We start from the raw sequence: 24129 nt of genomic DNA, 5'->3' as shown, positions 1-24129 counted from the left end.
ATTCGACCCCCGGAAGGCTTTCGAGTCAGGACGACAACCCGAATATCGCCCTGACTCGCCCCCGGAATGCAAGCCCGCTTACCCTAGTCGACCTGCATCCGGCGATGTACTCAAAGAGAGACACCTAGCACTCACCATGCTGGCCCCCACGGGTTCGGCGCGCAGTAGGTCTTTCGGAGGACATTTTTCCGAAGGCGTCCAGCAAGCGTTCAGAAAACGATCAGCGAGGCTGGCCGCTGAAGCCGCGCCAAGCGGAAGGCCCCGGGTGAAGGGGGCCGCGCATCGAACGCTGGCTGCGCTCCCAGGCCGACGGCCCGATCTGCACGTCGTCGTGAAGCTCGGCGAGTTCTTCGGCCACGGCGGACTCGACGACCGCGGTCACGGCAGCCAGCTCCTCCGGGGTGACCGCTTTCGTCAGCACCTGGAGGGCGGGTTCGTCGGCGGATGTCGTAGCCTCGTCGTTCACACGGACGAGGCTACATTAGAACCCTGGCATCAGAGGGGAATCGTCGGCATGAGGAAGACCATCACGTTCGCGGGGAGATATCTCGCCACGATCCCTCTGAGCATCGGTTTCGCGGTGCTCATCCTCGTGACGGCGCTCGTCACCGGCACCTTCTTCGGCCCGGCCTCCGAGGTCACCCAGAACACCTGGGCCGCGGGCGTGACCACGGTGGTCGACATGGGCAACTGGTGGACCGTCTTCACCGCTCTGTTCATCCCGTGGGATCCGTTCCAGCTGGTGGGCGACATCCTCGCCTCCCTCGTGCTGCTCGGGGTGGCCGAACGACTGCTCGGGCGGCGCCGGCTCGTGCCCGTGTTCCTCGTCACCGGGCTGATCGGCGTGGGTCTCGGCGTGATCGTGCAGTGGATCGGATCGCTCGCGGGCGAGTGGTGGGCCGATGGCACGAGTTTCGACCTCACCGTCGATCCGCTCACCCCGATCGTGGGCTCGCTGCTGGCCGCGAGCTCGTTCATGGGCCCGCTCTGGCGCCGCCGGGTGCGCCTGGTGACCTTCGGCTTCCTCATCATGTTCGCCCTCTACGACGGCGACACCTCCACGGTGTACCGGCTGATCGCGGCGATCGCCGGTCTCGTCATCGGCCACTTCCTCAGCGTGCGGCGTCGGCGCGGAATGGTGTTCCTCCGCAGCTCCTTCGGCGAGGTGCGGGTGCTCATCGCGGCCGTCGTGCTGATCACCGCGATCGGCCCGCTGGTGAGTCTGCTCAATCCGAACGGCACGGGTGCCTTCGGTCTCGCCGGAAGCCTCTACGGCGACATCTTCCCCAGCGCGGCCGACATCAAGACCTTCTGCGCCACGGCGACGACCGGGGTGTGCGACGACTTCCGGCGGCTCGGGGCGCTCGGCGGGGTGGGGCCCGTGGTGCAGACCTTCGTGCCTCTGGCGCTGCTGCTGGTCTCGGCCTGGGGGCTCCGTCGCGGTCGGCGCTTCGCCCTCTGGCTCGGCATCGTCACCAACCTCGCGATGATCGCGCTCGCCCTGGTGTTCCTGGGCCTCGTCTTCACGCTCGCGTCGGCGGTGTCCGTCGACGACAGCACCCCGCTCGAGCCGATCGACATCGGTGAGTACGTGGTGTGGGGCGGCTCGACCGTCGCCGTTCCGCTCGCCGTCGCCATCCTGCTCTTCGTCACGCGCAAGCGCTTCGCGCTGCGGGCGCCGCGGGAGGCCTTCATCCGCTTCCTCGTGGTGGTGATCGGGGCCCTGCTCGCGCTGTCGCTGATCAACGTCGTGGTCGGCGCCTTCACGCTCGACAGCTTCACGCCGCCGGGCACCAGCATCGTCGAGCTGGTGCTCGACCTTCCGCGGCGATTCCTTCCGGTGACCCTCGTGGGCATCACGGGCGACGTGCTCATCCCGTCGTCGGGTGTCACCCTGTTCCTCTTCCAGTGGATCGGACCGGTGTTCTGGGCGATCTTCACCGTCGCGGCCTTCCAACTGCTCACGGCGAGCGAGCACGCGGTCACGGTGGGCGACCATCAGCGCATCCGGGCCCTGCTCCGCCGGGGCGGCGGCGGAACCCTCGGCTGGATGACCACCTGGCCCGGCAACGTCTACTGGTTCGACGAGGCCCAGGATGCCGCCATCGCCTACCGGGTCATCAACGGGGTCGCCATCACGATGTCCGATCCGGTGTGCCGACCGGGCGCCGAGAAGGAGACGATCGAGGCCTTCGTGACGTTCTGCGACGCCCACAGCTGGGTGCCGGTGTTCTACAGCGTGCACGAGCAGTACATCCCGGTGTTCGCGGGGATGGGCTGGCAGTGGATGTCGGTGGGCGAGGAGACGCTGATGCATCCCCAGACCCTGGAGATGACCGGCAAGGCGTGGCAGAACGTGCGCTCGTCGCTCAACAAGGGCGTGCGGGAGGGCATGACGACGGTCTGGACCACCTACGACGAGCTCTCGCGGGCCAAGGTGGCGCAGATCAACGCCATCTCCGAGGCCTGGGTGTCGGAGAAGGAACTGCCGGAGATGGGCTTCACCCTCGGAGCCCTCGAGGAGATCAAAGACCCGGATGTCGCACTCATGCTGGCGATCGACGCCGACGGTCGTATCGCGGCGGTCACCAGCTGGCTCCCGATGTACCGGGACGGCGTCGCCGTGGGCTACACGCTCGACTTCATGCGCCGTGCCGACGGGTCGATGCCCGGCGTGATGGAGTACCTCATCGCCTCGTCGGCGCTGCACATGAAGGAGCTCGGCGTCGAGGTGCTGAGCCTGTCGGGTGCGCCGCTCGCCCAGCCTCCCGTGCCGAAGGGCGAGGAGCCGCCGGCACCGACCGTGATGACCGAGCTCTCCGACTTCCTCGCGCGCACCCTCGAGCCGGCCTACGGCTTCTCGTCGCTGTTCAAGTTCAAGGCGAAGTTCAACCCCACCTATTCCACGATCTATATGGCCTATCCCGACCCGTTGGCGTTGCCGACGATCGGCGGGGCGATCGGGCGGGCCTACTTGCCGTCGATGTCGCCGAAGGAGGCCGTGTCGCTGGTGCGCACCCTGGTGCGCTGACGCGGCCCGTGCGACGACGCAGCCCCGGCCGCCGGTAGGGTTTTCTCTTGGGCATCGATCGAGAGGAACCCATGACCTGGCTAGTCACCGGCGGAGCAGGCTACATCGGATCGCACGTCGTCGCGGCGCTGCGTGAGGCGGACATGGCGTGCGTGGTCCTCGACGATCTCTCGAGCGGCCATGCCGAGTTCGTGCCGGCCGACGTGCCCTTCGTGCGGGGGAGCATCCTGGACGCCGAGCTGGTGCGAAGCACTCTCGCCGAGCACCGGGTGACCGGCGTCATCCACATCGCCGGATTCAAGTACGCGGGCGTCTCGGTGCAGCGGCCCCTGCACACCTACGAGCAGAACGTGACCGGCACGGCCGTGCTGCTGAAGGAGATGCAGGAAGCGGGCGTCGACCGCGTCGTGTTCTCCTCGAGCGCCGCCGTCTACGGCACCCCGCCCACCGACATCGTGACCGAGGACACCCCCAAGAACCCGGAGAGTCCTTACGGCGAGTCGAAGCTGATCGGCGAATGGCTGCTGCGCGACCAGGGTGTCGCCGCGGGCCTCCGTCACACGTCCCTCCGCTACTTCAACGTGGTGGGCTCGGGCAGTCTCGACCTCTACGACACCAGCCCGCACAACCTCTTCCCGCTGGTCTTCGATGCCCTGCTCGCCGGACGCACGCCCAAGATCAACGGCACTGACTACCCCACCCCCGACGGCACCTGCGTGCGCGACTACATCCACGTCGCCGACCTCGCGCTCGCCCATGTCGAGGCGGCCCGCAAACTCGACGAGGGGGCATCCCTGCTCCCGGCCTACAACCTCGGCTCGGGCGACGGCGTCTCGGTGCGGCAGATCATGACCGCGGTCGCGGCCGCCACCGGCATCCCCTTCGAGCCCGAGGCCGCGCCGCGCCGCCCGGGCGACCCGGCCCGCATCGTCGCCTCAGGCGAACTCGCGGCCCGCGACCTCGGTTGGGCCATGCGCCACACCCTCGACGACATGGTGGAATCGGCCTGGGCCGCGAGGGAGCACGCCGCAGCCTCGGCCTAGGACGAGGCGCACGGCGTCAACCCGGCAGCCCGATGGTGATCGAGGTGCCCTCGCCCTCGACGCTCTCGATGGTGAGGTTCCCGCCATGGGCGGCGGCGATCGCCTTCGTGATGGTGAGGCCGAGTCCGACGCCCTGCACCGCGTTCTTGGTGGCCGTGGAGGCTCGGAAGAAGCGTTCGGACAGCCGGTCGACTTCGTCGGCGGGGATGCCCACGCCCGTGTCGGTCACGGTGATCAGAATCCGAGCGCCCTCGCGACGCGCCGAGAGGGTGACCCGGCCACCGCGCTTGGTGAACTTCACGGCATTGCTGACCAGGTTGTCGACCGCCTGACTCAGTCGAGTCGGGTCGGCGCTCACCCGCAGCTGGGCGTCATACTGTCCGAGTTCGACCTCGATACCCGCCTTCTCCGCCTGGGGGCGCGCGCTGTCGGCGGCGGCCCGGAGCAGAGTCGTGACGTCCAGCGACGACGACTCGATGGAGAACCGCCCGGCCTCGACCTGTGCGGTGAAGAGGAGGTCTCCGACGAGCTGGAGCAGACGCTTCGCATTGCGCTCGACGATGCCGAGGTATTTCTGCTGCGGAGCGCTGAGGGGAGGGTCGTCGTCGAGGCGCAGCAGCTCCGCGTAGCCGAGGATGGAGCTGAGCGGCGTGCGGAGCTCGTGGGAGATGAGTCCGGAGAACTCGTCCTTCAGACGCTCGATCTCCTTCGCCTTCGTCTGGTCGGTGGCGACGAAGATGAATCCCGACGGACGGCCCATCGCATCCGTGCGCTGCGTGGTGGCGACGAGGGCGGGGAAGGTGGAACCGTCGCGCCGCCGGTAGGTCCAGTCGCGCACGTCCGCGCTGCCGTCGCGCGCGACGTCGGTCAGGGCCGCGAAGCGGCCGGGGAACGTGCCACCACCGGGCGCGGTTCCGCTCAGCACCTCCTCGCGCAGGTGCAACTCGACGATGCGCATCCCGGAGAGCGCCTGCTGCTCGCCGTAGCCGAGCATCTGCGCCGCTCCGCCGTTCCAGACGTCGATGACCCCGTCGAGATCGGTTCCGATGATGGCCTGCTCCGTTATGGCATCCCACACGCTGTTCATCAGGCGGGAGGCCACGGCGGCCTCCTGCGTGCTGCGTTCCGCTGCGCGCGCCGCCTCGGCCAGCGACTCGATGAGGTCGTCACGTTCGGCGAGGAGGGCGTCGGCTCTGCGCTGCCGCGCTCGGGAGACGGCGCTGAGCTGGTTGATCAGGGCCGCCGCGATCGTGAAGGTGATGGGGGAGAAGACGACCCGGATCCAATCCTGGGCGCCCCCGACCTGGGATTGCCCGACGAGGTACGGCAGGGCGAAGTTCACCGCGACCGCCGCGAGAACGACGGCCACCGAGCGGCGACCGGGCTCCGAGGCGATCCAGACGATCGGAATCAGCAGGAGTCCACCGTAGGGCGACTGGGCGCCGCCCGTCGCCAGCCGGAGCACGATCATGCCCGCGATGGTCAGGAGGGGCACGGCCAGCTGCACGCGGCGACCATGGCGCTCCCACGGCACCAGGAAGGCGAGCAGCGTCGCCACCGCCACGAGGGCGTCGGCTGCCACGAGGGCGCCCACGTTCGTGGGGATCGCGCCGACCTGACCGGGAAGGAGGATGAAGACGTTGGCCAGCACGAACGCGGCTGCAGACGGGACCTGCTTCACCGCGGGACGATCGGCGGTGTCGAGGAAGCGGGTCACGCGTGCCCGGACAGTGGGCATCAGAGGCGTTCGGCGACGTCGCGCACGAACGCGACCAGCTCCATGACCACGAACGGCTTGGTGATCAGGCCGTTGGCGCCGGCCAGATGCACGGCCTCGGCGGTGCTGGGCTGCACGTTGGCGGTGATGATCAGAACGCTGAGCTCGCGTAGCTCGTCGTCGGCGCGGATCTTCTCGGTGAGCTCGAGGCCCGTGAGCTCGGGCATCGAGATGTCGAGCACGGCCAGATCGACCTCCTCTTCCTGGAGCACGTTCCAGGCGGCGGCGCCATCGGCGACCGCGGCCACCACGGTGAACCCCGCCCTCTCGATGGCGATGGTGACGAGATCACAGAGATCCTGGTCGTCGTCGGCGATCAATACGCGCATATGTTCGTCTTCCCCCTTGTCGCGGCGCCCCTGGCAGGTGCTCAGGCAGCGAACATCCGGTCGAGTTCGGCGGCCAGGTCGGCTGCGCTGAACGGCTTCGGCAGGACGCCGTCGACCACCGGATACTCTTCGAGGCCGAGCACGCTCGTGACGAGCAGCCGGCATTCGGGGACGTCGCGCTTCATCGCGGTGACGAGCGCCCACCCGTCGATCCCGGGCAGCAGCAGGTCGACGATGGCGAGCTGGGGTTCGAGTTCGGCGTAGGCGGCGATGGCGGCCTCCGCCGTGTTCACGGTGACCACCACGTAGCCGAGCCGCTCGAGCAGAAGCTCGACGAGCTCCGCCTGATCCGGGGTGTCGTCGACCACGAGGGCGTTGCGGGCGGGGCTGTGTGCTGCCATGGGGAACTCCTGTGACGCGCGGTCTGACAGGGGTGGAGCTCACCGCATCGAACGTCTGGTCACATTCTGCCAGCTCTGCGAACGGACGTCGTTCCGCCTCGCCTAGGGAGCGACGGCCGGTTTGCCCGTGCTGTAGATCCAGGTGTCGAACAGTGCCGTCAGGTCCTGGCCCGAGACCTGTTCGGCGTAGTCGACGAACTGCTCCGTGGTGACGTTGCCGCCGGCGTTCTCGGTGGCCCAGCCCTGCACGATCGCGAAGAACGCGTCGTCGCCGACCGTGTTGCGGAGGGCCTGGAGGGTCATGGCGCCGCGGTAGTAGGTGGCGTCGGCGAAGATGTTCGCCGAACCCGGATCGGCGACCTCGACGGTCCAGAACTCGTCGCCGGCCGGGATGCCGTCGTAGGTGGCCTGAGCCTGCGTGGCAGGGTCGTCTCCGCCCGTGTGCTCGGCCCAGAGCCATTCCGCGTAGGTCGCGAAGCCCTCGTTGAGCCAGATGTCGCTCCAGCGGTGCATCGCCACGCTGTCGCCGTACCACTGGTGGGCGAGCTCGTGCACGGCCACGCTCGGGTCGTCGACGCTGGTGAAGGCCCACGCGCCGTAGATCGGGCGGGTCTGGTTCTCCAGGGCGAACTGGAGGTCGGGCTGATCGGCGGCGATACCGCCGGCTTCGGTGAACGGGTAGGGCCCGAAGACGCTGGAGAGGAAGTCGATGACCTCGGGCTCGTCAGCGAAGATCGACGCGGCTGCCTCGCCGGCGCTCGGGCCCGTGGGGTCGTTCTCGTCGGCGGGGATGTCGTTGAGATCCTGGTCGATCGCGTTCCAGTAGTCGATGCCGTCCTGGCTGAAGGAGGTGAGCTCGTAGTCGCCGATCGAGGCGGTGGCGAGATAGGGAGCCATCGGCTGGTCGGAGCGCCAGGTCCACTCGGTGTTCGCTCCGGCCGGGGTCTGCGACACCAGGTGGCCGTTGCCGACCACGGTGAGATCGGAAGGCGCCGACATGGTGACCGTGAGAGTGGCCTTGTCGGCGGGGTGGTCGTTGGCCGGGAACCAGGTGGCGGCGACTCGGGGCTGGCCGACGATGAGCGCACCGCCGTCGGCCTGGTGGAAGACACCGGAGATGCCGTAGGCGTCGTCGATCGTGGTCGGCACGCCGCCGTACTCCACGACCGTCGTGAACGGCACGCCGATCGGGATGCCGGCGGCCGGCGACACGGTGACCTCGGTGCGGGGCGGGGTCGCCTCGCCGTCGCCGCTGCCCGCCACCAGGGGCTGCCCGGTGACGATGCTGATCGGGGTGCTCGCCGAGGTGAACGTGGCGGGCGCGCCGTCGACCGCGACCGAGCTCACGGTGAGACCGTCGAGGTCGAGGTTGAAGGCCGACAGGTTCTGCGTGGCCGTGGCGCTGATCGTGGCCGTGCCGTTGATCGAACCGGTGTCAGGGTCGTAAGAGAGGTCGAGGTCGTAGTCGGCCACGTCGTAGCCGCCGTTCCCGTCGAGCGGGAAGTAGGGGTCGCCGATGCCGACGGCGCCCGCCGTGAAGGGGTTCACCGGAGGTGCGGGCGGCGGGACCACAGGCTCGGACCCACCTCCGGGCGCCCCGGCGACGCATCCGGAGCCCGCGTTCGCGAACGAGGGCGCGGGGGTTCCCGTCACGACGAGACCCGCCACGAGCACGGGCACGACGCCCAACAGGGCGGCTTTGCGCTTCCCCTTCCGGGTCAGAACGGCGGCGGTGCCCACCCCGATCCCCACGAAAGCGATGACGGCGGCCGGCAGCAGCAGCCCGGCCTCCATTCCGGTGGCGGCGAGCTCGCAGGTCGGCACAGGTCTCCTTCGTAGGGGTGGAGGCGGTGGGGAGACTCTATCGGCGCAGCCGACAGCACCGCTAGGGCACCCCTCGCTCCCGCCTGCCCGAACGCGCGAATGAGGGGGTGGATATTCGCACTCCCGCCGCCTTTGAGCTCCGCTCAACCCTTAGGCGGGAGTGCGAATATCCACCCCCTCATTCGCCCCCAGATCAGAGCGGAATGTTCCCATGCTTCTTGGGCGGCAGCGAGGCACGCTTGGTCTTCAATGCGCGAAGCGCCTTCGTGACCGCGACCCGGGTGGCAGCCGGCTCGATCACGCCGTCGAGCTCACCGCGCTCGGCCGCGAGGAACGGGGATGCGACGTTGTAGGTGTACTCGTTCGCGAGCTTCGTGCGCACGGCCGCGACATCCTCGCCCGCTTCCTCGGCTCGCTTGATCTCGCCCCGGTACAGGATGTTCACCGCACCCTGCCCGCCCATCACGGCGATCTCCGCGGTGGGCCAGGCCAGGTTCATGTCGGCGCCCAGCTGCTTCGAGCCCATCACGATGTACGCGCCACCGTAGGCCTTGCGCAGGATGACGGTGACCAGCGGCACGGTGGCCTCGGCGTAGGCGTAGAGCAGCTTCGCGCCGCGGCGGATGACGCCGGTCCACTCCTGGTCGGTACCGGGCAGGTAGCCGGGCACGTCGACGAGGGTGAGGATCGGGATGGAGAACGCGTCGCAGAACCGCACGAACCGAGCCGCCTTCTCGCCGGCCTCGATGTTGAGGGTGCCCGCCATCGCCGACGGCTGATTGGCGACGATGCCGATCGAGCGCCCCTCGATGCGGGCGAAGCCCACCACGATGTTGGGCGCGTAGAGCGGCTGCGTCTCGAGGAACTCCCCGTCGTCGACGAGGTGCTCGATCACGGTGTGCACGTCGTAGGGCTGGTTCGGGCTGTCCGGGACGATCGTGTTCAGCTTGCGGTCGGCATCCGTGATCTCGAGCTCGACGTTCGAGTCGTAGACCGGGAGCTCGGCGAGGTTGTTGTCGGGCAGGTAGCTGAGCAGGGCGCGGGCGTAGTCGAGCGCGTCGTCTTCGTCCGAGGCCAGGAAGTGCGAGACGCCCGAGACCTTGTTGTGGGTGAGCGCGCCGCCCAGCTCCTCCATGCCGACGTCTTCGCCGGTGACCGTCTTGATGACATCCGGTCCGGTGACGAACATCTGGCTGGTCTTGTCGACCATGATGACGAAGTCGGTGAGGGCGGGGGAGTAGACCGCGCCGCCGGCCGCCGGGCCCATGATGATAGAGATCTGCGGGATGACGCCCGACGCGGCCGTGTTGCGGCGGAAGATCTCGCCGTACTTGCCGAGTGCCACGACACCCTCTTGGATGCGCGCGCCGCCCGAGTCGAGCATGCCGATGATGGGCACGCCGGTCTTGAGCGCGAGATCCATGACCTTGATGATCTTCTCGCCGGCCACCTCGCCGAGCGAGCCGCCGAAGATCGTGAAGTCCTGCGCGTACACGGCGACCTGGCGGCCGTGGATGGTGCCGGTGCCGGTGACCACGGCGTCACCGTAGGGCCGCGACTTCTCCATGCCGAAGGCGTGGGTGCGGTGCCGCACGAACTCGTCGATCTCGACGAAGGAGCCGTGGTCGAGCAGCTGCTCGATGCGCTCGCGGGCGGTCTTCTTGCCGCGCTTGTGCTGCTTCTCGATGGCGGCTTCGCCCGACGCCGTCACGGCTTCGTGGTAGCGGTTCTTGAGGTCGGCCAGCTTGCCCGCCGTGGTGTACATGTCGGGCTCGGTCGTCAGATCTTCAGTCACGCGGTTCACTCTACCGGCCAGCCCTCAGCGCTTCCCGTTGACGAAACCCTACAAATGCGCGCGGCGGGCTTGTGCGCGGGTGATCCGCCGTCGGGTGGTCGTCGGGTAGCTTGGCCGCATGGAAAAGCCTGCGCATCCGCCCGCCCTTCCGCTCTCGCGCGCTGTCGTGCCCCGGCTGGAGTGGATGCCGCAGGCCGGTTCCACGAACGACGTGCTGGTGATGGCGGCGACCGGCCCCTCAGCTTCGGAGTGGCCGGATCTCGCCGTGGTCGCCACCGACAACCAGGTGTCGGGCCGCGGGCGGCTCGGCCGCGTCTGGACCGCGCCTCCCGGCCGTGCGCTCGCGATCTCGGTGCTGCTGCGGCCGCGCGGCGCATCCGGAGACCCTATCCCGCTCGACCGCTACGGCTTCCTGCCGCTGCTGTCCGGGGTGGCGATGGCCCGGGTGGTGACGGGCCTCGTGCAGACGGCGCGCATCCACACCGCGCACCGGCTGGAGCACGAGACGGTGAGCCTTAAGTGGCCGAACGACGTGCTGATCGGCGAGAAGAAGGTGTCGGGAATCCTGGGCGAGCTGCTGCCGAACGGGCAGGGGCTCGTGATCGGTGCCGGCGTCAACCTCACTCTCACCGCGTCGGAGCTGCCGACCGAGACGTCGACGTCGCTGCTCGTGGCCGGAGTGGAGCATCCGTCGCCCGATGCCGTGATGGCCGGCTACCTGCGCGACCTCGGGCTGCTCTACGAGCGCTGGAAGGCGCACGACGGCGACCCGGTGGCGAGCGGGCTGCTCGACGACGTGGCGCGCATCACCGGAACCCTCGGCCGGGTCGTGCGGGTGGAGCTCCCCGGCGGGGTGTTCCGCACGGGGGTGGCCCGATCGATCGACCCGACCGGGAGGCTCGTGGTCGATCTCGACGACGCCGACGAGCCGCTCGTGGTCTCGGCGGGCGATGTGACGCATCTCCGGCACGACGACAGGGCAAATGGAGGATCCCGGTAAAGAATGGGGCCTATGGCCAGGCGCACCCGTGAGACGGACTCGTTCGACTCCGTCGTGCGCGGGCCCGGACCCGCAGACGGCACCTATCCACCCGGTGCGCCCCCGGCGCGGCGCGATCCCGCCGCCACCGAGCGCTTCGGCTGGGGTGCGGCGAACGTCGATCCGGGATACACCACCTCGGTCGAACCGGTGCGGCCCACCGCGCCCGAGACGGTGCTGGTGCGTACGCGTCCGCACGCGCGGCGGCTCACCGTTCCGGTGCTCGTGCTCTTCGCCACGGTGACCGCGTTCGGCTACTTCGGCGGGCGGTTCCCCGAGGAGTGGCAGAACTGGGCGGCGCTCGCCGTGGCCTGCGCCCTCGTCTTCTTCGCGACCCTCTTGCCGTTCCTCGCCTGGCTGGGTCACCGCTACACGGTCACCACCCGCCGCATCATCGCGCGTCGCGGCATCCTGGTGCGCCAGCGACAGGATGTCTACCTCGCGCGGGTCTCGGATGTGCGCCTCCGCCGCACCCCGCTGCAGGCCGCGTACGCCTCGGGCGACGTCCGGGTCGTGGCCGGCCCCGAACTCACCCTGATCCTGCACGACGTGCCGTCGGCCAGGCTCGTGGCCGACCTGCTCGGCGACCTCACCGAGCACCCCACCCCGCCCTCGCACCTGCCCGGATCTTAATCGAATAATCGTCATTAATGACGTATGCTCGATGAATGTTTTCATTCTCAGGTCATGCTCGCCAAACGATCGCGAGTTTGGTGGCGTCATCGCTTGTCGTCGTCACCCCTGTGGCAGCAATGGCGGAGACGCCTCCCATGGCTTCCAGGGGCGTGACCATCACCCAACTCGCCGACTACGTGTCGACGGATGATGTCCGTGAGGTGGCCGTCGACTGGTCCACTCGCCGGGCGTTCCTGCTCGAGGGCCACGGCGGTACCTCGGATGTTCGGATCTTCGACATCTCAGGCTCGGCGTTGACGAGTCTCGCCACGATCGCAGGGTTCACCGCTCCATCGGCCATCGCGGTCAATGAGAAGACGCATCAGCTCTTCGTCGTCGACGCCGGGGCGACGAACCGGGTCATGCTGGTCGACGCGAACCCGGCCTCCCCGACCGCGAACACGCTCGTTGGCTCGATCGGCACCGCCGGAACCGGTGATGCTCGCATTTCCGTCGACTCCGACGCGAACATCGCCTACGTAGCGCATGCGACGAGCGAGAGCGTCTCTGTCGTAGACATCGCGACCGGAACAGTCAAGGAATCGGCGCTGATAGCGCGACCCGTGGATATCGCCGTTGATTCGATCAACCACCGCGCTTTCGTCGGCGTCCTCGATCGGGCGATCTCGGTTGTATCGGCCAGCGGTGTTTCGACCGTCCCGATCGCCCATCTGCCGCAGCGCCTCGGCCTGGCGGGCGGCCGCCTCGTGGTACTCGATGAGGGAGACGACGGAAAGGCCTGCTTGGAGAGTTTCAATCCTGACACCCTTGCAGCTCAGGGCGGCTGCACGCCCGTGATCGGATTACCGATCGGCTTCCAGGTCGACGAGGCGCGGCATCTCATCTACCTCCTGTCCGGGGGAGCGGGCGTGCCTGGTGTTCAGATCTTCAGCAGCGGGTCGCTGAAGCGGGTCCTGAACGGACCATCAGCGATGTACGTGGCCGGCGCGATCGACCCGTCGTCTCATGACTTATTGGTGCTCGACGTCGCAAAGTCGGCGGGTCGGCTGGTCAGGTTGTGGGTGACGCCGGATCCGCCGGCCGAGGTGCATCGGATCGGCGGGAGCGACCGATTCGATGTGGCAGCCGGCGTGTCCGCCGAGGCCTTCGCGCCGGGTGTTCCTGTTGTGTACGTCGCATCGGGAAGCGGATTCGCTGACGCTCTTTCGGGGTCGGCCGCTGCGGGCGTCGGCGGCGGCCCGATCCTGCTCGTCACTCGAGACGGCATACCCACAAAGGTTGCTGCAGAGTTGACCAGGCTGAGGCCGGCTCGGATCGTCGTGCTGGGCGGCACGACCAGCGTCAGCGCAGCGGTCGAGTCACAGCTGGCCCGCTACGGTCGCGCCGTTTCGCGGGATGGCGGCGCCGACCGTTTCGAAGTCTCGGCCAGCGTCTCTGCCGACGCATTCGGTGGGGGCGCTCGAGTGGCGTTCGTGGCATCGGGCGAAGTGTTCCCCGACGCGCTGTCGGGCTCTGCCGCCGCCGGACAGCTGCAGGGACCGGTGCTCCTCGTCCAGAAGCGCGCCGTCCCTGCTGCTGTCGAAGCCGAGTTGGTCCGCCTCCACCCCGATCGGATAGTGGTGATCGGCGGCGAGGCCACGATCGACGCATCGGTGGCTGCAGCGCTCGGCGGGATAGCCCCGGTCTCGCGAATCGCCGGCAGTGATCGCTTCGCCGTGTCGGCCAATGTCTCCGCTGCGCACGTCCTGAGCGGTGTCGACACGGTCTACGTGGCTTCTGGGGCTGTGTTCTCGGATGCCCTTTCAGGCTCCGCAGCTGCCATCGCCGACCGGTCGCCCGTGCTGCTGGTCGACACGGACTCGATTCCGGCGGTGATCGATGCGGAGTTGAAACGACTGGCGCCGTACCGCATCGTCGTGCTCGGTGGACCTGACAGTGTCTCCGACCAGGTCGCTCAGCGACTGGATTCCTACCTCCCTGGGTGACGCGTATCCTCCAGCTTGAGGAAGGGTTGGACTGCCGGGCCATTTCGGGGAGAGACTCGGGCACTCGGTCGAGCACCCCAACTAGACTCTTGCCGTGACTTTTGTAGTGGGCGTTGTCGGTGGCGGACAGTTGGCGCGGATGATGATCCCGCCCGCGGTGGAACTCGGGATCGACATCCGTGTGCTGGCGGAGACCGAGGGGATGTCGGCCGCGATCGCCGCCACCGCGGTGGGCGACTACACCGACCTCGAGACGGTTCGCGCCTTCGCGCGCGACGTCGACGTGCTGACCTTCGACCACGAGCACGTGCCCCAGTCGGTGCTGCGGGCCCTCGTCGCGGACGGCGTCGCAGTGCACCCGGGGCCGGACGCCCTGCAGTACGCGCAGGACAAACTGCGCATGCGCGAGCGGCTCGGCGAGCTCGGCATCCCGATGCCCGACTGGGCCCGCGTCGAGAACGCGGAGCAGCTCGACGACTTCATCGCCGAGCACGGTGGCCAGGCGGTCGTGAAGACGGCCCGTGGCGGCTACGACGGCAAGGGCGTGCGCGTCGTGACGGCGGCCGCCCAGGTGGAGGAGTGGTTCCTCGCGCTCGACCAGGACGGCGGTCCGGATGCCGGAGCGCTGCTCGCCGAGGAGCTCGTCGACTTCCGCCGCGAACTCTCGCAGCTCGTGGCGCGGCGCCCGAGCGGCGAGAGCACGTTGTGGCCCGTGGTCGAGTCGGTGCAGAAAGACGGGGTGTGCGCCGAAGTGATCGCACCCGCCCCGGGCAGCGCCGGCAAGGTGGCCGAGATGGCCGCCCAGATCGGCACCACGATCGCCGCCGAGCTGGGCGTCACCGGGGTGCTCGCGGTCGAGCTCTTCGAGACGACGGATGAGCGCATCCTCGTGAACGAGCTGGCGATGCGCCCGCACAACACCGGCCACTGGACCATCGACGGCTCGACCACGAGCCAGTTCGAGCAGCACCTGCGTGCCGTGCTCGACCTGCCGTTCGGGGCGACCGGTCACCGCGACCCGTGGTCGGTGATGGTGAACATCCTGGGCGGCCCGGTCGAGAAGACGCTCGACGAGGCGACCACACTGGCGATGGCCGACCAGCCGGCCGCGAAGATCCACCTCTACGGCAAGGAGCCGCGCCCGGGCCGCAAGATCGGGCACGTCACGACCGGCGGCGAGGAGCTCGACGAGGTTGTGTTCCAGGCGCGTGCCGCTGCGGCCTTCTTCCAGGACTGACATTTAGCATTGGGCCTATGCCCGAACTGAACCCCGTCGTGGGCATCGTCATGGGGTCGGATTCCGATTTCACCGTCATGAGCGATGCCGTGCAGGTGCTCGCCGACTTCGGTGTGCCCTGCGAGGTGCAGGTCGTGTCGGCGCACCGCACGCCCGAGAAGATGATCGCCTACGGGAAGTCCGCTCGCGAGCGCGGTCTGAAGGTGATCATCGCGGGAGCAGGCGGCGCGGCGCACCTGCCGGGCATGCTGGCCTCGGTCACCACGCTTCCCGTCGTCGGAGTTCCCGTTCCGCTGTCGCGCCTCGACGGCCTCGACTCGCTGCTCTCGATCGTGCAGATGCCCGCCGGCATCCCGGTCGCCACCGTCTCGATCGGCGGCGCGAAGAACGCGGCGCTGATCGCTGTCAGCATCCTGTCGACTTCAGATGATGGGCTTGCCGACAAGCTCTCCACCTACCGCACCGAGCTCAGCGAGCTCGTCGAACGCAAGAACACGGACCTCCAAGCCCGCCTATGACCGCTTCCACCGCGAACTCCACCGCCAGCCCGATCCGCTATCCGGACGTCTCCTCCCAGAGGGCGATGACCGTGCGGGGCTGGTGGCTCGTGGTGCTCAATTTCCTCATCCCGGGCTCGGCGCAGGTGCTCGCCGGCAACCGCAAGCTCGGCCGGTTCGGACTGTACTTCACCTTCGCCATGTGGATCATGGCGATCATCGGCCTGGTCATCTACCTGATCTGGCCGCAGGTCATCTTCTCCATCGCTACGAACCCGATCCCGCTCGGGGCGGTGCAGGTGGTGCTGCTGGCGTATGCGATCCTCTGGGTCATCCTGACGCTCGACACGCTGCGCCTGGTGCGGCTCGTGCGCGTCGGAACCCGGGCGCGGCCCGCCCTCGCGCTGTTCTCCGTGCTGCTGCTCGTGGTGGCGTCCGGTGGGGCGGCCGCCGGTGCCTACTATGCGAACGTCGCCCAGAGCGGGCTCAACGCCGTGTTCTCGGCCCAGGCGGCGGCTGAGCCGCCGATCGACGGGCGCTACAACATCCTGCTGCTCGGTGGCGACGCGGGTCCTGATCGCGACGGGATGCGGCCCGACAGCATGACCGTCGTGTCGATCGAGGCCGACACGGGCCGCGCCACCATGATCGGTGTGCCGCGCAACCTGGAGCAGGTGCCGATCGTCGAGGGCTCGCCCCTGATCGGCAGCGACTACGCACCCGACGGCAGCTACGACTGCGGCAGCGACTGCCAGATCAGCTTCCTCTACCCGCGCGTGATGGCCTTCGACCCCGACATGTACCCGAACGCCGAGGCCGAGGGCTCGAACTCCGGCGTCGAGGCGACGAAGGATGCCATCGAGGGTGCGCTGGGCATCACCATCCAGTACTACGTGATGATCGACATGCAGGGCTTCTCCGATCTCATCGATGCGCTCGGCGGCGTCGACATCAACGTCACGGAGGCGCTGCCCATGGGCGGCGACGAAGACGGCAACGAGATCGAGGGCTGGATCTGGCCCGGCGAGCAGCACATGAACGGCTACACGGCACTCTGGTACGCGCGCTCCCGCCACACCACGAGCGACTACGACCGGATGCAGCGCCAGGGCGAACTGCAGACCGCCATCCTGCAGCAGTTCCAGCCGGTGAACGTGCTGACGAAGTTCCAGGGCATCGTGCAGGCGGGCACCCAGGTGGTGCAGACCGACATCCCGCAGTCGACCCTGTCCTACTTCATCGATCTGGCCCTGAAGACCAAGGACCTCCCGATCGACCGCATCGACCTCACACCCCCGCTGATCGACCCCGAGGACCCGGACTGGGACACCGTCCGCTCCACGGTCTCGAACGCTCTCGTCCTGTCGACGGCCACCAACGACGCCGGCTGACGTTCGAAAGTGCAAACCTGACGTCCACCGAGCCCGCAGACGGCGCGGTGGCCGTCAGGTTTGCGGTTTGAGACGTTACAGGTCGGCGTGGAGTTGCCAGACCTTGTCGGCGGAGTCGCGCCAGGAGAAGGCGCGGGCACGGTCGAGGCCCGAGATGGAGAGGCGGTTGCGGAGGGCGGCATCCGTGGTGACGGTGTGGATGGCGTCGGCCAGCTGGCCGGGGAACTCGGCGGGCGTCGTGCGCTCGACCACGAACGTCGAACCCGCGGCCACCTCGAGCAGCGCCGGCACGTCGGCGTGGATGACGGGGGTGCCGAAGTTGAAGGCCTCCACGACCGGCAGGCCGAAGCCCTCGGCCTGGCTCGGGTAGACGAAGACGGTGGCGCGCTCGATGGCGAGCGCGAGATCGCTGTCGCTGAGGAACCCGAGCACGTGGATGCGCGACGCGTCTACCCCGGCCTCGGCGGCGACGGAGGCGACATCCACCTCGCCCCAGCCTTCGGGCCCCGCGATGACGAGCGGCAGGTCGGCGACCGACGGCTCGGCCATGGCCCGGATCAGCGCGGCCAGCCCCTTCCGCGGCTCGAGCGTGCCGACGGCGAGCACATAGCGGTCGGGCAGGCCCAGCGCGGCGGCCCGTTCCCGAGGAACCAGAGGCAGCCGCAGCTCCTCGCTGACGGCCCCGCCGATCACACGGATGCGGTCACCGAAGTTGAAGTAGTGAGAAAGCTCCTCGGCCACGGCGTGGGTGGGCACCACGATGGCATCCGCATAGCGAGCCGCGCGCTTCGCCATGGCCTTGTGCCAGGTGACGCCGCGTGGGGTGAGGGTCTCCGGATGCGTCCACGGCACGACGTCGTGGATGGTCACCGCGGTCTGCGTGCCGAGCTCTTCACGTCGATCGTGCTTGCGCAGCGGGGCGAGCAGGCTGGTGGCGTGCACCATCCCGCCCCCGGAGGAGCCGATGATGCCGTGCTGCCAGGCCGCCGACAGCTCGCGGCGCGGCAGAGTGGCACGATGGAGCGACGCGAGGCCGGGCAGCTTCGCGCGCAACTCGTCGGCGGTCTCCGACGGAACGGCAGAGACGATGCCCTCGACGTCGCAGTTACGCGGCGCGGTGGCGATCAACTGCCGGGTCAGTTCGAGCGTGTAACGACCGATACCGCCCGGTACGGGGGCGACCAACTGGTCGATGATCACCCGCAGCGTGGCCATTACTCTCCAAATACTCCCGAGGTCGCCGCGGCATGAAGCGCAGCGCGCCAGTCTCGCATGGGCTCTAATCCCGCTCGGGACCACGCGTCGTGTCCGAGCACGGAGTACGCGGGACGCGGGGCAGGACGAACAAACTGCGAACTGTCTGTCGGCTTGACTTTAGCAGGGTCCAATCCGGCTTCCTGAAAGGTTGCCTGGGCGAAATCGAACCACGAGCCCTGCCCGGAATTGGTGCCGTGATAGATGCCGGCCGGGGCATCCGAGTCGGCGAGCAGCACGAGTTGACGCGCCAGATCGGCGGTCCACGTGGGCTGGCCGACCTGGTCGTCGACCACCGAGACGCTCTCGCGTTCGGGGTCGCGACCGAGTCGCAGCATGGTGGCCGGGAAGTTCGCGCCGTGCTCGCCGTAGAGCCAGGCCGTGCGCACGACGTAGCCGCCCGCGGGGTTGAGCCCCAGCACGGCCTCCTCGCCGCCGGCCTTGGTGCGGCCGTAGGCGTTCAGCGGATCGCGCGGCTCGTCTTCGGGGTAGGGCGTGGTGGCCGAGCCCTGGAAGACGTAGTCGGTGGAGATCTGGATGAGCTTCGCCCCGGTCGCCGCCGTGGCCTCGGCGAGCGTCGCCGGGCCGACCGCGTTCACGAGGTGCGCCGTGTCCTCGTCGGTCTCGGCCGCATCCACCGCGGTGTAAGCGGCGCAGTTGAAGACGACGTCGATGCCGGCGACGGCGGATGCGACGGCCGCGGCATCCGTGATGTCCAGTTCGGCGCGGGAGAGGGCGACGACGTCACGGCCCTCCAGGGCGGCGACGAGGTCGTGGCCGAGCATCCCGGACGCACCGGTGATGAGGTAGCGGGTCATGAGGCGACCCGCTCAGACCAGCGCGGCGCGGGCCTTGAGGGGCTCCCACCACTGCCGGTTGTCGCGGTACCACTGCACCACGTCGGCAAGACCCTTCTCGAAGGGCACGAGCGGCTGGTAGCCGAGCTCGTTCTGGATCTTCGAGATGTCGACCGAGTAGCGCAGGTCGTGACCGAGGCGGTCGGCGACGCGGTCGACGTACGACCAGTCCTTGCCCGTGGCGTCCAGCAGCAGCTGGGTGAGCTCCTTGTTGGTGAGCTCGGTGCCGCCACCGATGTTGTAGATCTCGCCGGCGCGGCCGTTCACGAGCACCATGGCGATGCCGCGGGTGTGGTCGTCGACGTGCAGCCAGTCGCGGATGTTGTTGCCCTCGCCGTAGAGCGGCACGTGCTTGTCGTCGATGAGGTTGGTGACGAAGAGCGGGATGACCTTCTCGGGGAAGTGGTACGGGCCGTAGTTGTTCGAGCAGCGCGTGATGGAGATGTTCATGCCGTGCGTGCGGTGGTAGCTGCGGGCGAGGAGGTCGCTGCCGGCCTTCGAGGCCGAGTACGGCGAGTTGGGCTCGAGCGGGCGGTCTTCGGCCCAGGAGCCCTCGGCGATGGAGCCGTAGACCTCGTCGGTCGAGACGTGCACGAAGCGGGGGAGGTTGTTGCGGAGCGCCGCGTCGAGCAGCTGCTGGGTGCCGAGAACGTTGGTCTCGACGAAGATCGACGCGTCGCGCACCGAACGGTCGACGTGGGATTCGGCGGCGAAGTGCACGACCGCGTCCAGGCCCGGGAACAGGTCGTCGAGCAGCTGGCCGTTGCGGATGTCGCCGTTCACGAAGGTGAGTCGGGGGGAGTCCTTCACCGGAAGCAGGTTGTCGAGGTTGCCCGAGTAGGTCAGTGCGTCGAGCACGACGACCTCGGCGCCTTCGAGACCGGGGTAGGCGTCTTCGAGGGTGCGTCGAACGAAGTTCGAGCCGATGAACCCGGCGCCGCCGGTCACAAGAATCTTCATGGTGTGGGGGGTCTCCTCGCATCAGTGTCGCCCACGATTCTAACCGGAGCCCCCGACCGGCCCGCTTCGGTGGCCTCAGCCCTCGGTGCGATTGCGCGGGTTGCGTGACGCGAGGATCTCCCGCAGCGTCGGCAGCACCCGCTGATCGAGGGGCCTATTGGCGATCTGCTTCATTCGTATGACGTCGGCGAGGGAGGCGACGCCCACCGTCAGGCCGGCGAGCTCCATCTTCTGGGCGTCCCTTCGACATTCGCGGAAAGCATCCGGACACAGGTGCACGCGGTCGCACCAAGTGCGCTCCGCGAGGGTTTCGCTCAGTGATACTGCGATGCGGGAGTCGCTGGGAACGGCCAGGTCGAGGCCGAGGCTCATGAACGGAGACCCGTGCAGAACCGACGCATATCCGTCGATGAGGATGAACGGTGCGCCGCTCGCGGCGAGCGCGGTCAGAAGGTCCTGAGTCGGTAGCGGCTGCAGGGGTTCGGCGAGGCCGGCCGCGTTCCGTATCCGTAGCACCGAAGCGACCCATCTCTCGTGGCGCTCGAATCGTTGGCCCGGGGTGAGTGACAACAGGGGGAGCGTCTGGGCCCAGTCTTGTTCGTCGCGGTCGACGAGCATGAGGTCGAGGTCGAGGTGCATCAGGCGGAGGTATCGGATGACATCGTCGAACCTCGGAGAATCGCGGCCCTCTTCCAGCTCGGCGATCGCTCTGACCGTCGTGCCCGCGAACGCAGCGAGGTCTTCTCGCGTCAGGCCGGTGCGACGACGGGCTTCACGAACGAGATCATTGCCCATACCCTTCATGCTGAAATTATCTCAGTGAATGCGACCGGCGGTGGCGGGTGTCGTGAGGGTTTCTCGCAGGGTGGCGGGCCTAGAGTGACAGCGTGGAACAGCCGGAGGAGCACGCGGCCGAACGGCCCGGCCTCATCCTCCGCCTCATCAAGGATCAGCGCGTCGCGTTCCTCCTCGTCGGCGCCACCAACACCGGCGTCGGATTCCTCTTCTTCATCTTCTTCGACCTCACCGTCGGCAACTGGCTCGACACAGCCGTCAACGAGACCATCGGCTCGCTCGCGACGCTCGCGTGCGCTCACGTGCTCGGCGTGCTCTTCGCCTTCGTGATGTACCGCCGCTTCGTGTTCCGGGTGAGAGGCCACGTCTGGCGCGACCTGGCCCGGTTCGAGAGCGTCTACCTCGTGGCCATCGCCATCAACGCCGTCATCCTGCCGATCCTCGTGGGGTTCGGGTGGAACCGCATCCTCGCGCAGTTCTCGATCCTCGTCATCACCACCCTGATCAGCTGGTTCGGGCACAAGGGCTTCTCGTTCCGTCGTGAGGCCGAGGCCGCCACCGAGATCGAGACCGATGACACGGAGGCCGACCGCTGATGCCCCGCCTCTCCGTCGTCATCCCCGCCTTCAACAACGCCGACTTCATCGCCGACGCCGTGCGCTCCGTGCTCGACCAGGATCACCCCGACTTCGAGCTCGTGGTCGCCGACCACTCGTCGACCGACGACACCCGCGCCGTGCTCGAGACCTTCGCCGACGACTCGCGGGTCACCCTGCTGAACACTCCCGCCGGGGGCGGTGCTGAGGCCAACTGGCGCCGCGTCTCCGAGGCGGCGACGGGCGAGTACCTGAAGCTCCTCCCCGGCGACGACCTGCTCTACCCGGGAGCCCTGCGGGCGCACTCCGATGCCCTCGACGCGCATCCGGGAGTGGTGCTCGTGTCGAGCCCCCGCGACATCCTCGACGCCCGCGGCCGGGTGACCATCAAGAAGCGCGGCCTGCAGGGCGTCGCGCGCCGGCAGCAGCCCGGGGTCGAGGTCATCCGCCAGACCGTGCGTCGCGGCACGAACGTCTTCGGAGAACCCGGATGTGTCACGATGCGCCGAGAGACCCTCGAACAGGCGGGTGGCTGGGATGCCCGCTTCCCCTACCTGATCGACCAGACCAGCTACTCGAAGGTGCTGCTGCGCGGCGACTACCTGCCGATCGACCATGCCTACGCCGGGTTCCGCGTGAACCAGGGCCAGTGGAGCGTGGCCCTGGTGAACGAGCAGGCCACCCAGGCCAAGGCCTACCACGCCTGGTGCCGGGAGCAGGCGCCCGACACCATCAGCGCATCCGACGTCTGGCTCGGCAACCGCCGCGCCGAGTTCATGGCCCTCGCCCGCCGCGCCTACTACACCCTCAACCGACCCAGGATGTCCGCCGCCGCATGAACCGACTCGACGCCCTCGCCCTCCGGCTCGCCACCTGGCGCTGGCTGCCCTACGCCCTGGCCGCGCTGCTGTCGCTCGTGGCCGTGTGGTTCGGGCTCGACCTCTGGAACCTCGACTGGAAGGTGCCGCTCTACTACTCGGGCGACGCGCTCGCCGTGGGATCGCACTTCAAGACGATCATCGAGTACGGCTGGTTCACCCACCAGCCCGACCTCGGGGCACCGTACGGGCAGTTCTACAACGACTACCCGCAGGCCGACAACCTGCACTTCATCGTCGCCAGCGTGCTGCGCGTGTTCACGCACGACTTCGGCGCGCTGATGAACATCTACTTCGTGCTCGGCTTCCCGCTGGCGGCCATCACGGCGGTCTGGTTCCTGCGGCTGGTCGGAGTGAGCCGCACCCTCTCGGTGGCGCTCGGAGTGGTGTTCTCCATCGCGCCGTACCACTTCATCAAGGGCGAGGGTCACCTCTTCCTCGCGGCGTACTTCGTGGTTCCGCTCGCCCTGGGCGTGCTGTACCTCGTGGCGACGGGGCAGCCGCTGTGGTCGCGGCGCATCCTGAGCCGGCGCAATCTCGCCACCGTGGGCATCCTGGTGCTGCTCGGCACCGCGTCGAGCTACTACTCGGTGTTCGTGGCCCTGGTGCTCGCCGTGGTGGGACTCGCGAAGCTCTGGCAGACGCACGCCTGGCGCCGCTTCTGGGGAGCGGCCGCGGCGGGCGGCGTGATCGCCCTCACCATGGTGATCAATCTGCTGCCGGATCTCGTCTACCGTCTCGCCAACGGGGCCAACGAGGCCGTGCTGGTGCGCAGCCCTCCCGAGGCCGAGCTGTACTCCTTCAAGATCGCGTCCTTGCTTCTCCCGGTGCCCGGTCACCGGTTCGGGCCGTTCGCCACGCTGCGCCAGCTCTACGACACCTACTACCCGTTGCCGTCGGAGGCGCCTGCGCTCGGCCTGATCGGCGCCGCCGGATTCGTGGCGCTCATCGTGTTCGCCGTCTACTTCCTGCTCTCCGCCGGCAAGACTCGGTGGCGGGCACCGAAGCAGTACGTGCGCACGCTGGCGATCCTGGCCGGGATGACGCTCGTCGCCTTCCTGTTCGGCACCGTCGGGGGGCTCTCGACGTTGCTCTCGTTCGTCGACTTCCCGATCCGCTCCTGGAACCGCATCGCCATACTGATCGCGATGCTCGCGCTCGCCGCGGTGGGACTCATCCTCGACCGCTTCGTGCGCTGGGTGCTGCGGAGGGCGAGATCCCGTCGGGCGGATGTGTCGGCCGAAGCATCCGCCATGCCCACGTCGTCCGCAGCACGCCGCTGGGTCGTGGCCGTCCCCCTGGCCGTGCTCCTCATGCTCCTGGCGGTGTGGGACCAGATCCCGCCGATCGACCCCGCCGTCCGCGCCGCCACCGTGGCGAGCTACGACTCCGACGATGCCTTCGTGCAGGAGGTGGAGAGCGCCGTCGCCCCGGAGTGCCTGATCTACCAGCTGCCCTACATCCCGTTTCCCGAGTCACCGCCCGTCAACGGCGTCACCGACTCGGACGAGCTGCGGCCGTTCTTGCACTCCGACGACCTGCGCTGGTCGGCCGGCGGAATCAAGGGTCGCGCGCCGATCGACGACGTCGGCGCCTACGCCTCGCTCGCCGTGCCCGCGATGCTGATGGCGCTGCACGGGATCGACGCCTGCGGCATCGTGGTCGACCGCGCGGCGTACACCGATCACGGCGATGACATCGTGGCGCAACTCGAGCGCGCGACCGGCACCGGAGCCTCCGCATTCTCCTCGACAGACGGCCGCTTCACGTTCATCGGCATCACCCCGTGATAGCTTCTGGTCTC

At 68.4% G+C, this 24129-nt stretch carries 21 protein-coding genes; 11 read left to right on the top strand and 10 right to left on the bottom strand.

Annotation, left to right across the window (positions count from 1 at the left end):
• Window positions 1-220: 220 nt before the first annotated feature.
• A complete protein-coding gene (locus tag ACFJGU_RS03005; RefSeq protein ID WP_382307526.1) occupies window positions 221-466 on the bottom strand; it encodes an acyl-CoA carboxylase subunit epsilon in 246 nt (81 codons plus the stop codon).
• Window positions 467-514: 48 nt separating this feature from the next.
• Here ACFJGU_RS03005 and ACFJGU_RS03000 point away from each other — a divergent pair, with 48 nt between their 5' ends.
• Complete coding sequence (locus ACFJGU_RS03000; RefSeq protein ID WP_382307525.1) at window positions 515-3031, top strand: phosphatidylglycerol lysyltransferase domain-containing protein; 2517 nt, start codon at window positions 515-517, stop codon at window positions 3029-3031.
• Window positions 3032-3102: 71 nt separating this feature from the next.
• A complete protein-coding gene (galE, locus tag ACFJGU_RS02995) occupies window positions 3103-4074 on the top strand; it encodes a UDP-glucose 4-epimerase GalE (RefSeq protein WP_382307523.1) in 972 nt (323 codons plus the stop codon).
• 16 nt (window positions 4075-4090) lie between these two features.
• On the opposite strand, the gene ACFJGU_RS02990 is transcribed toward galE, so the two are convergent.
• The 5 genes from ACFJGU_RS02990 to ACFJGU_RS02970 all read right to left on the bottom strand — a co-directional run bounded on the left by ACFJGU_RS02990 (window position 4091) and on the right by ACFJGU_RS02970 (window position 10170).
• Window positions 4091-5812: an ATP-binding protein gene (locus tag ACFJGU_RS02990; protein ID WP_382307522.1), complete on the bottom strand. Its 1722-nt coding sequence runs from the start codon at window positions 5810-5812 to the stop codon at window positions 4091-4093.
• Entirely contained in the window at window positions 5812-6180 is a 369-nt protein-coding gene (locus tag ACFJGU_RS02985) for a response regulator (protein WP_382307520.1), read from the bottom strand. Before ACFJGU_RS02985 ends, ACFJGU_RS02990 begins: the two co-directional genes overlap by 1 nt.
• Before the next feature lie 41 nt (window positions 6181-6221).
• Window positions 6222-6581, bottom strand: a complete 360-nt coding sequence (locus ACFJGU_RS02980; RefSeq protein WP_382307518.1) for a response regulator — start codon at window positions 6579-6581, stop codon at window positions 6222-6224.
• A 102-nt stretch (window positions 6582-6683) separates the two neighbouring features.
• Entirely contained in the window at window positions 6684-8405 is a 1722-nt protein-coding gene (locus ACFJGU_RS02975; RefSeq protein WP_382307516.1) for a M1 family metallopeptidase, read from the bottom strand.
• Between the two features lie 193 nt (window positions 8406-8598).
• Window positions 8599-10170, bottom strand: a complete 1572-nt coding sequence (locus ACFJGU_RS02970; protein WP_092557157.1) for an acyl-CoA carboxylase subunit beta — start codon at window positions 10168-10170, stop codon at window positions 8599-8601.
• Between the two features lie 148 nt (window positions 10171-10318).
• Between ACFJGU_RS02970 and ACFJGU_RS02965 the strand changes: the two genes are divergently transcribed.
• The 6 genes from ACFJGU_RS02965 (at window position 10319) to ACFJGU_RS02940 (ending at window position 16985) form a co-directional block, all read left to right on the top strand.
• Window positions 10319-11200, top strand: coding sequence for a biotin--[acetyl-CoA-carboxylase] ligase (locus ACFJGU_RS02965; RefSeq protein ID WP_382307514.1), 882 nt, complete (start codon window positions 10319-10321; stop codon window positions 11198-11200).
• Between the two features lie 12 nt (window positions 11201-11212).
• Window positions 11213-11872, top strand: a complete 660-nt coding sequence (locus ACFJGU_RS02960) for a PH domain-containing protein (protein ID WP_382307512.1) — start codon at window positions 11213-11215, stop codon at window positions 11870-11872.
• A 152-nt stretch (window positions 11873-12024) separates the two neighbouring features.
• The gene (locus ACFJGU_RS02955; protein WP_382307511.1) at window positions 12025-13860 is read left to right on the top strand and encodes a cell wall-binding repeat-containing protein; all 1836 of its coding nucleotides are present in this window, start codon (window positions 12025-12027) and stop codon (window positions 13858-13860) included.
• A gap of 94 nt (window positions 13861-13954) precedes the next feature.
• Window positions 13955-15097 (top strand): 5-(carboxyamino)imidazole ribonucleotide synthase, encoded by a 1143-nt coding sequence (locus tag ACFJGU_RS02950; protein ID WP_382307510.1) that lies wholly within the window; start codon window positions 13955-13957, stop codon window positions 15095-15097.
• Between the two features lie 17 nt (window positions 15098-15114).
• Window positions 15115-15615 (top strand): 5-(carboxyamino)imidazole ribonucleotide mutase, encoded by a 501-nt coding sequence (purE, locus tag ACFJGU_RS02945; RefSeq protein WP_382307508.1) that lies wholly within the window; start codon window positions 15115-15117, stop codon window positions 15613-15615.
• On the top strand, window positions 15612-16985 hold the full coding sequence (locus ACFJGU_RS02940) for an LCP family protein (RefSeq protein ID WP_382307506.1): 1374 nt from the start codon (window positions 15612-15614) through the stop codon (window positions 16983-16985). Before purE ends, ACFJGU_RS02940 begins: the two co-directional genes overlap by 4 nt.
• Window positions 16986-17060: 75 nt before the next feature.
• Here ACFJGU_RS02940 and ACFJGU_RS02935 read toward each other — a convergent pair whose 3' ends face one another.
• From ACFJGU_RS02935 to ACFJGU_RS02920, 4 genes are all read right to left on the bottom strand, one after another.
• Window positions 17061-18200 carry a glycosyltransferase family 4 protein gene (locus ACFJGU_RS02935; RefSeq protein WP_382307505.1) on the bottom strand — a complete coding sequence of 380 codons (1140 nt, stop codon included), beginning with the start codon at window positions 18198-18200 and terminating at the stop codon, window positions 17061-17063.
• Window positions 18200-19057 (bottom strand): dTDP-4-dehydrorhamnose reductase, encoded by an 858-nt coding sequence (rfbD, locus tag ACFJGU_RS02930; protein WP_382307503.1) that lies wholly within the window; start codon window positions 19055-19057, stop codon window positions 18200-18202. The genes ACFJGU_RS02935 and rfbD overlap by 1 nt, the downstream gene beginning before the upstream one ends.
• Before the next feature lie 12 nt (window positions 19058-19069).
• The gene (gene rfbB / locus ACFJGU_RS02925) at window positions 19070-20056 is read right to left on the bottom strand and encodes a dTDP-glucose 4,6-dehydratase (RefSeq protein ID WP_382307501.1); all 987 of its coding nucleotides are present in this window, start codon (window positions 20054-20056) and stop codon (window positions 19070-19072) included.
• 75 nt (window positions 20057-20131) lie between these two features.
• Entirely contained in the window at window positions 20132-20851 is a 720-nt protein-coding gene (locus ACFJGU_RS02920) for a helix-turn-helix domain-containing protein (protein WP_382307499.1), read from the bottom strand.
• Window positions 20852-20943: 92 nt separating this feature from the next.
• On the opposite strand from ACFJGU_RS02920, the gene ACFJGU_RS02915 reads away from it, so the two are divergent.
• From ACFJGU_RS02915 to ACFJGU_RS02905, 3 genes are read left to right on the top strand one after another with little or no spacing between them, the layout of a single operon-like run.
• Entirely contained in the window at window positions 20944-21447 is a 504-nt protein-coding gene (locus ACFJGU_RS02915) for a GtrA family protein (protein WP_382307497.1), read from the top strand.
• The gene (locus ACFJGU_RS02910; protein ID WP_382307495.1) at window positions 21447-22286 is read left to right on the top strand and encodes a glycosyltransferase family 2 protein; all 840 of its coding nucleotides are present in this window, start codon (window positions 21447-21449) and stop codon (window positions 22284-22286) included. Before ACFJGU_RS02915 ends, ACFJGU_RS02910 begins: the two co-directional genes overlap by 1 nt.
• Complete coding sequence (locus ACFJGU_RS02905) at window positions 22283-24115, top strand: hypothetical protein (RefSeq protein WP_382307493.1); 1833 nt, start codon at window positions 22283-22285, stop codon at window positions 24113-24115. The genes ACFJGU_RS02910 and ACFJGU_RS02905 overlap by 4 nt, the downstream gene beginning before the upstream one ends.
• Window positions 24116-24129: the final 14 nt, after the last annotated feature.

It is taken from the genome of Herbiconiux sp. UC225_62 (genome assembly GCF_042694625.1).
Taxonomy (GTDB): Bacteria; Actinomycetota; Actinomycetes; order Actinomycetales; family Microbacteriaceae; genus Herbiconiux.
The sequence above is the reverse complement of the archived record's forward strand: the minus strand, read 5'-3'. Positions and strand labels throughout refer to the sequence as shown.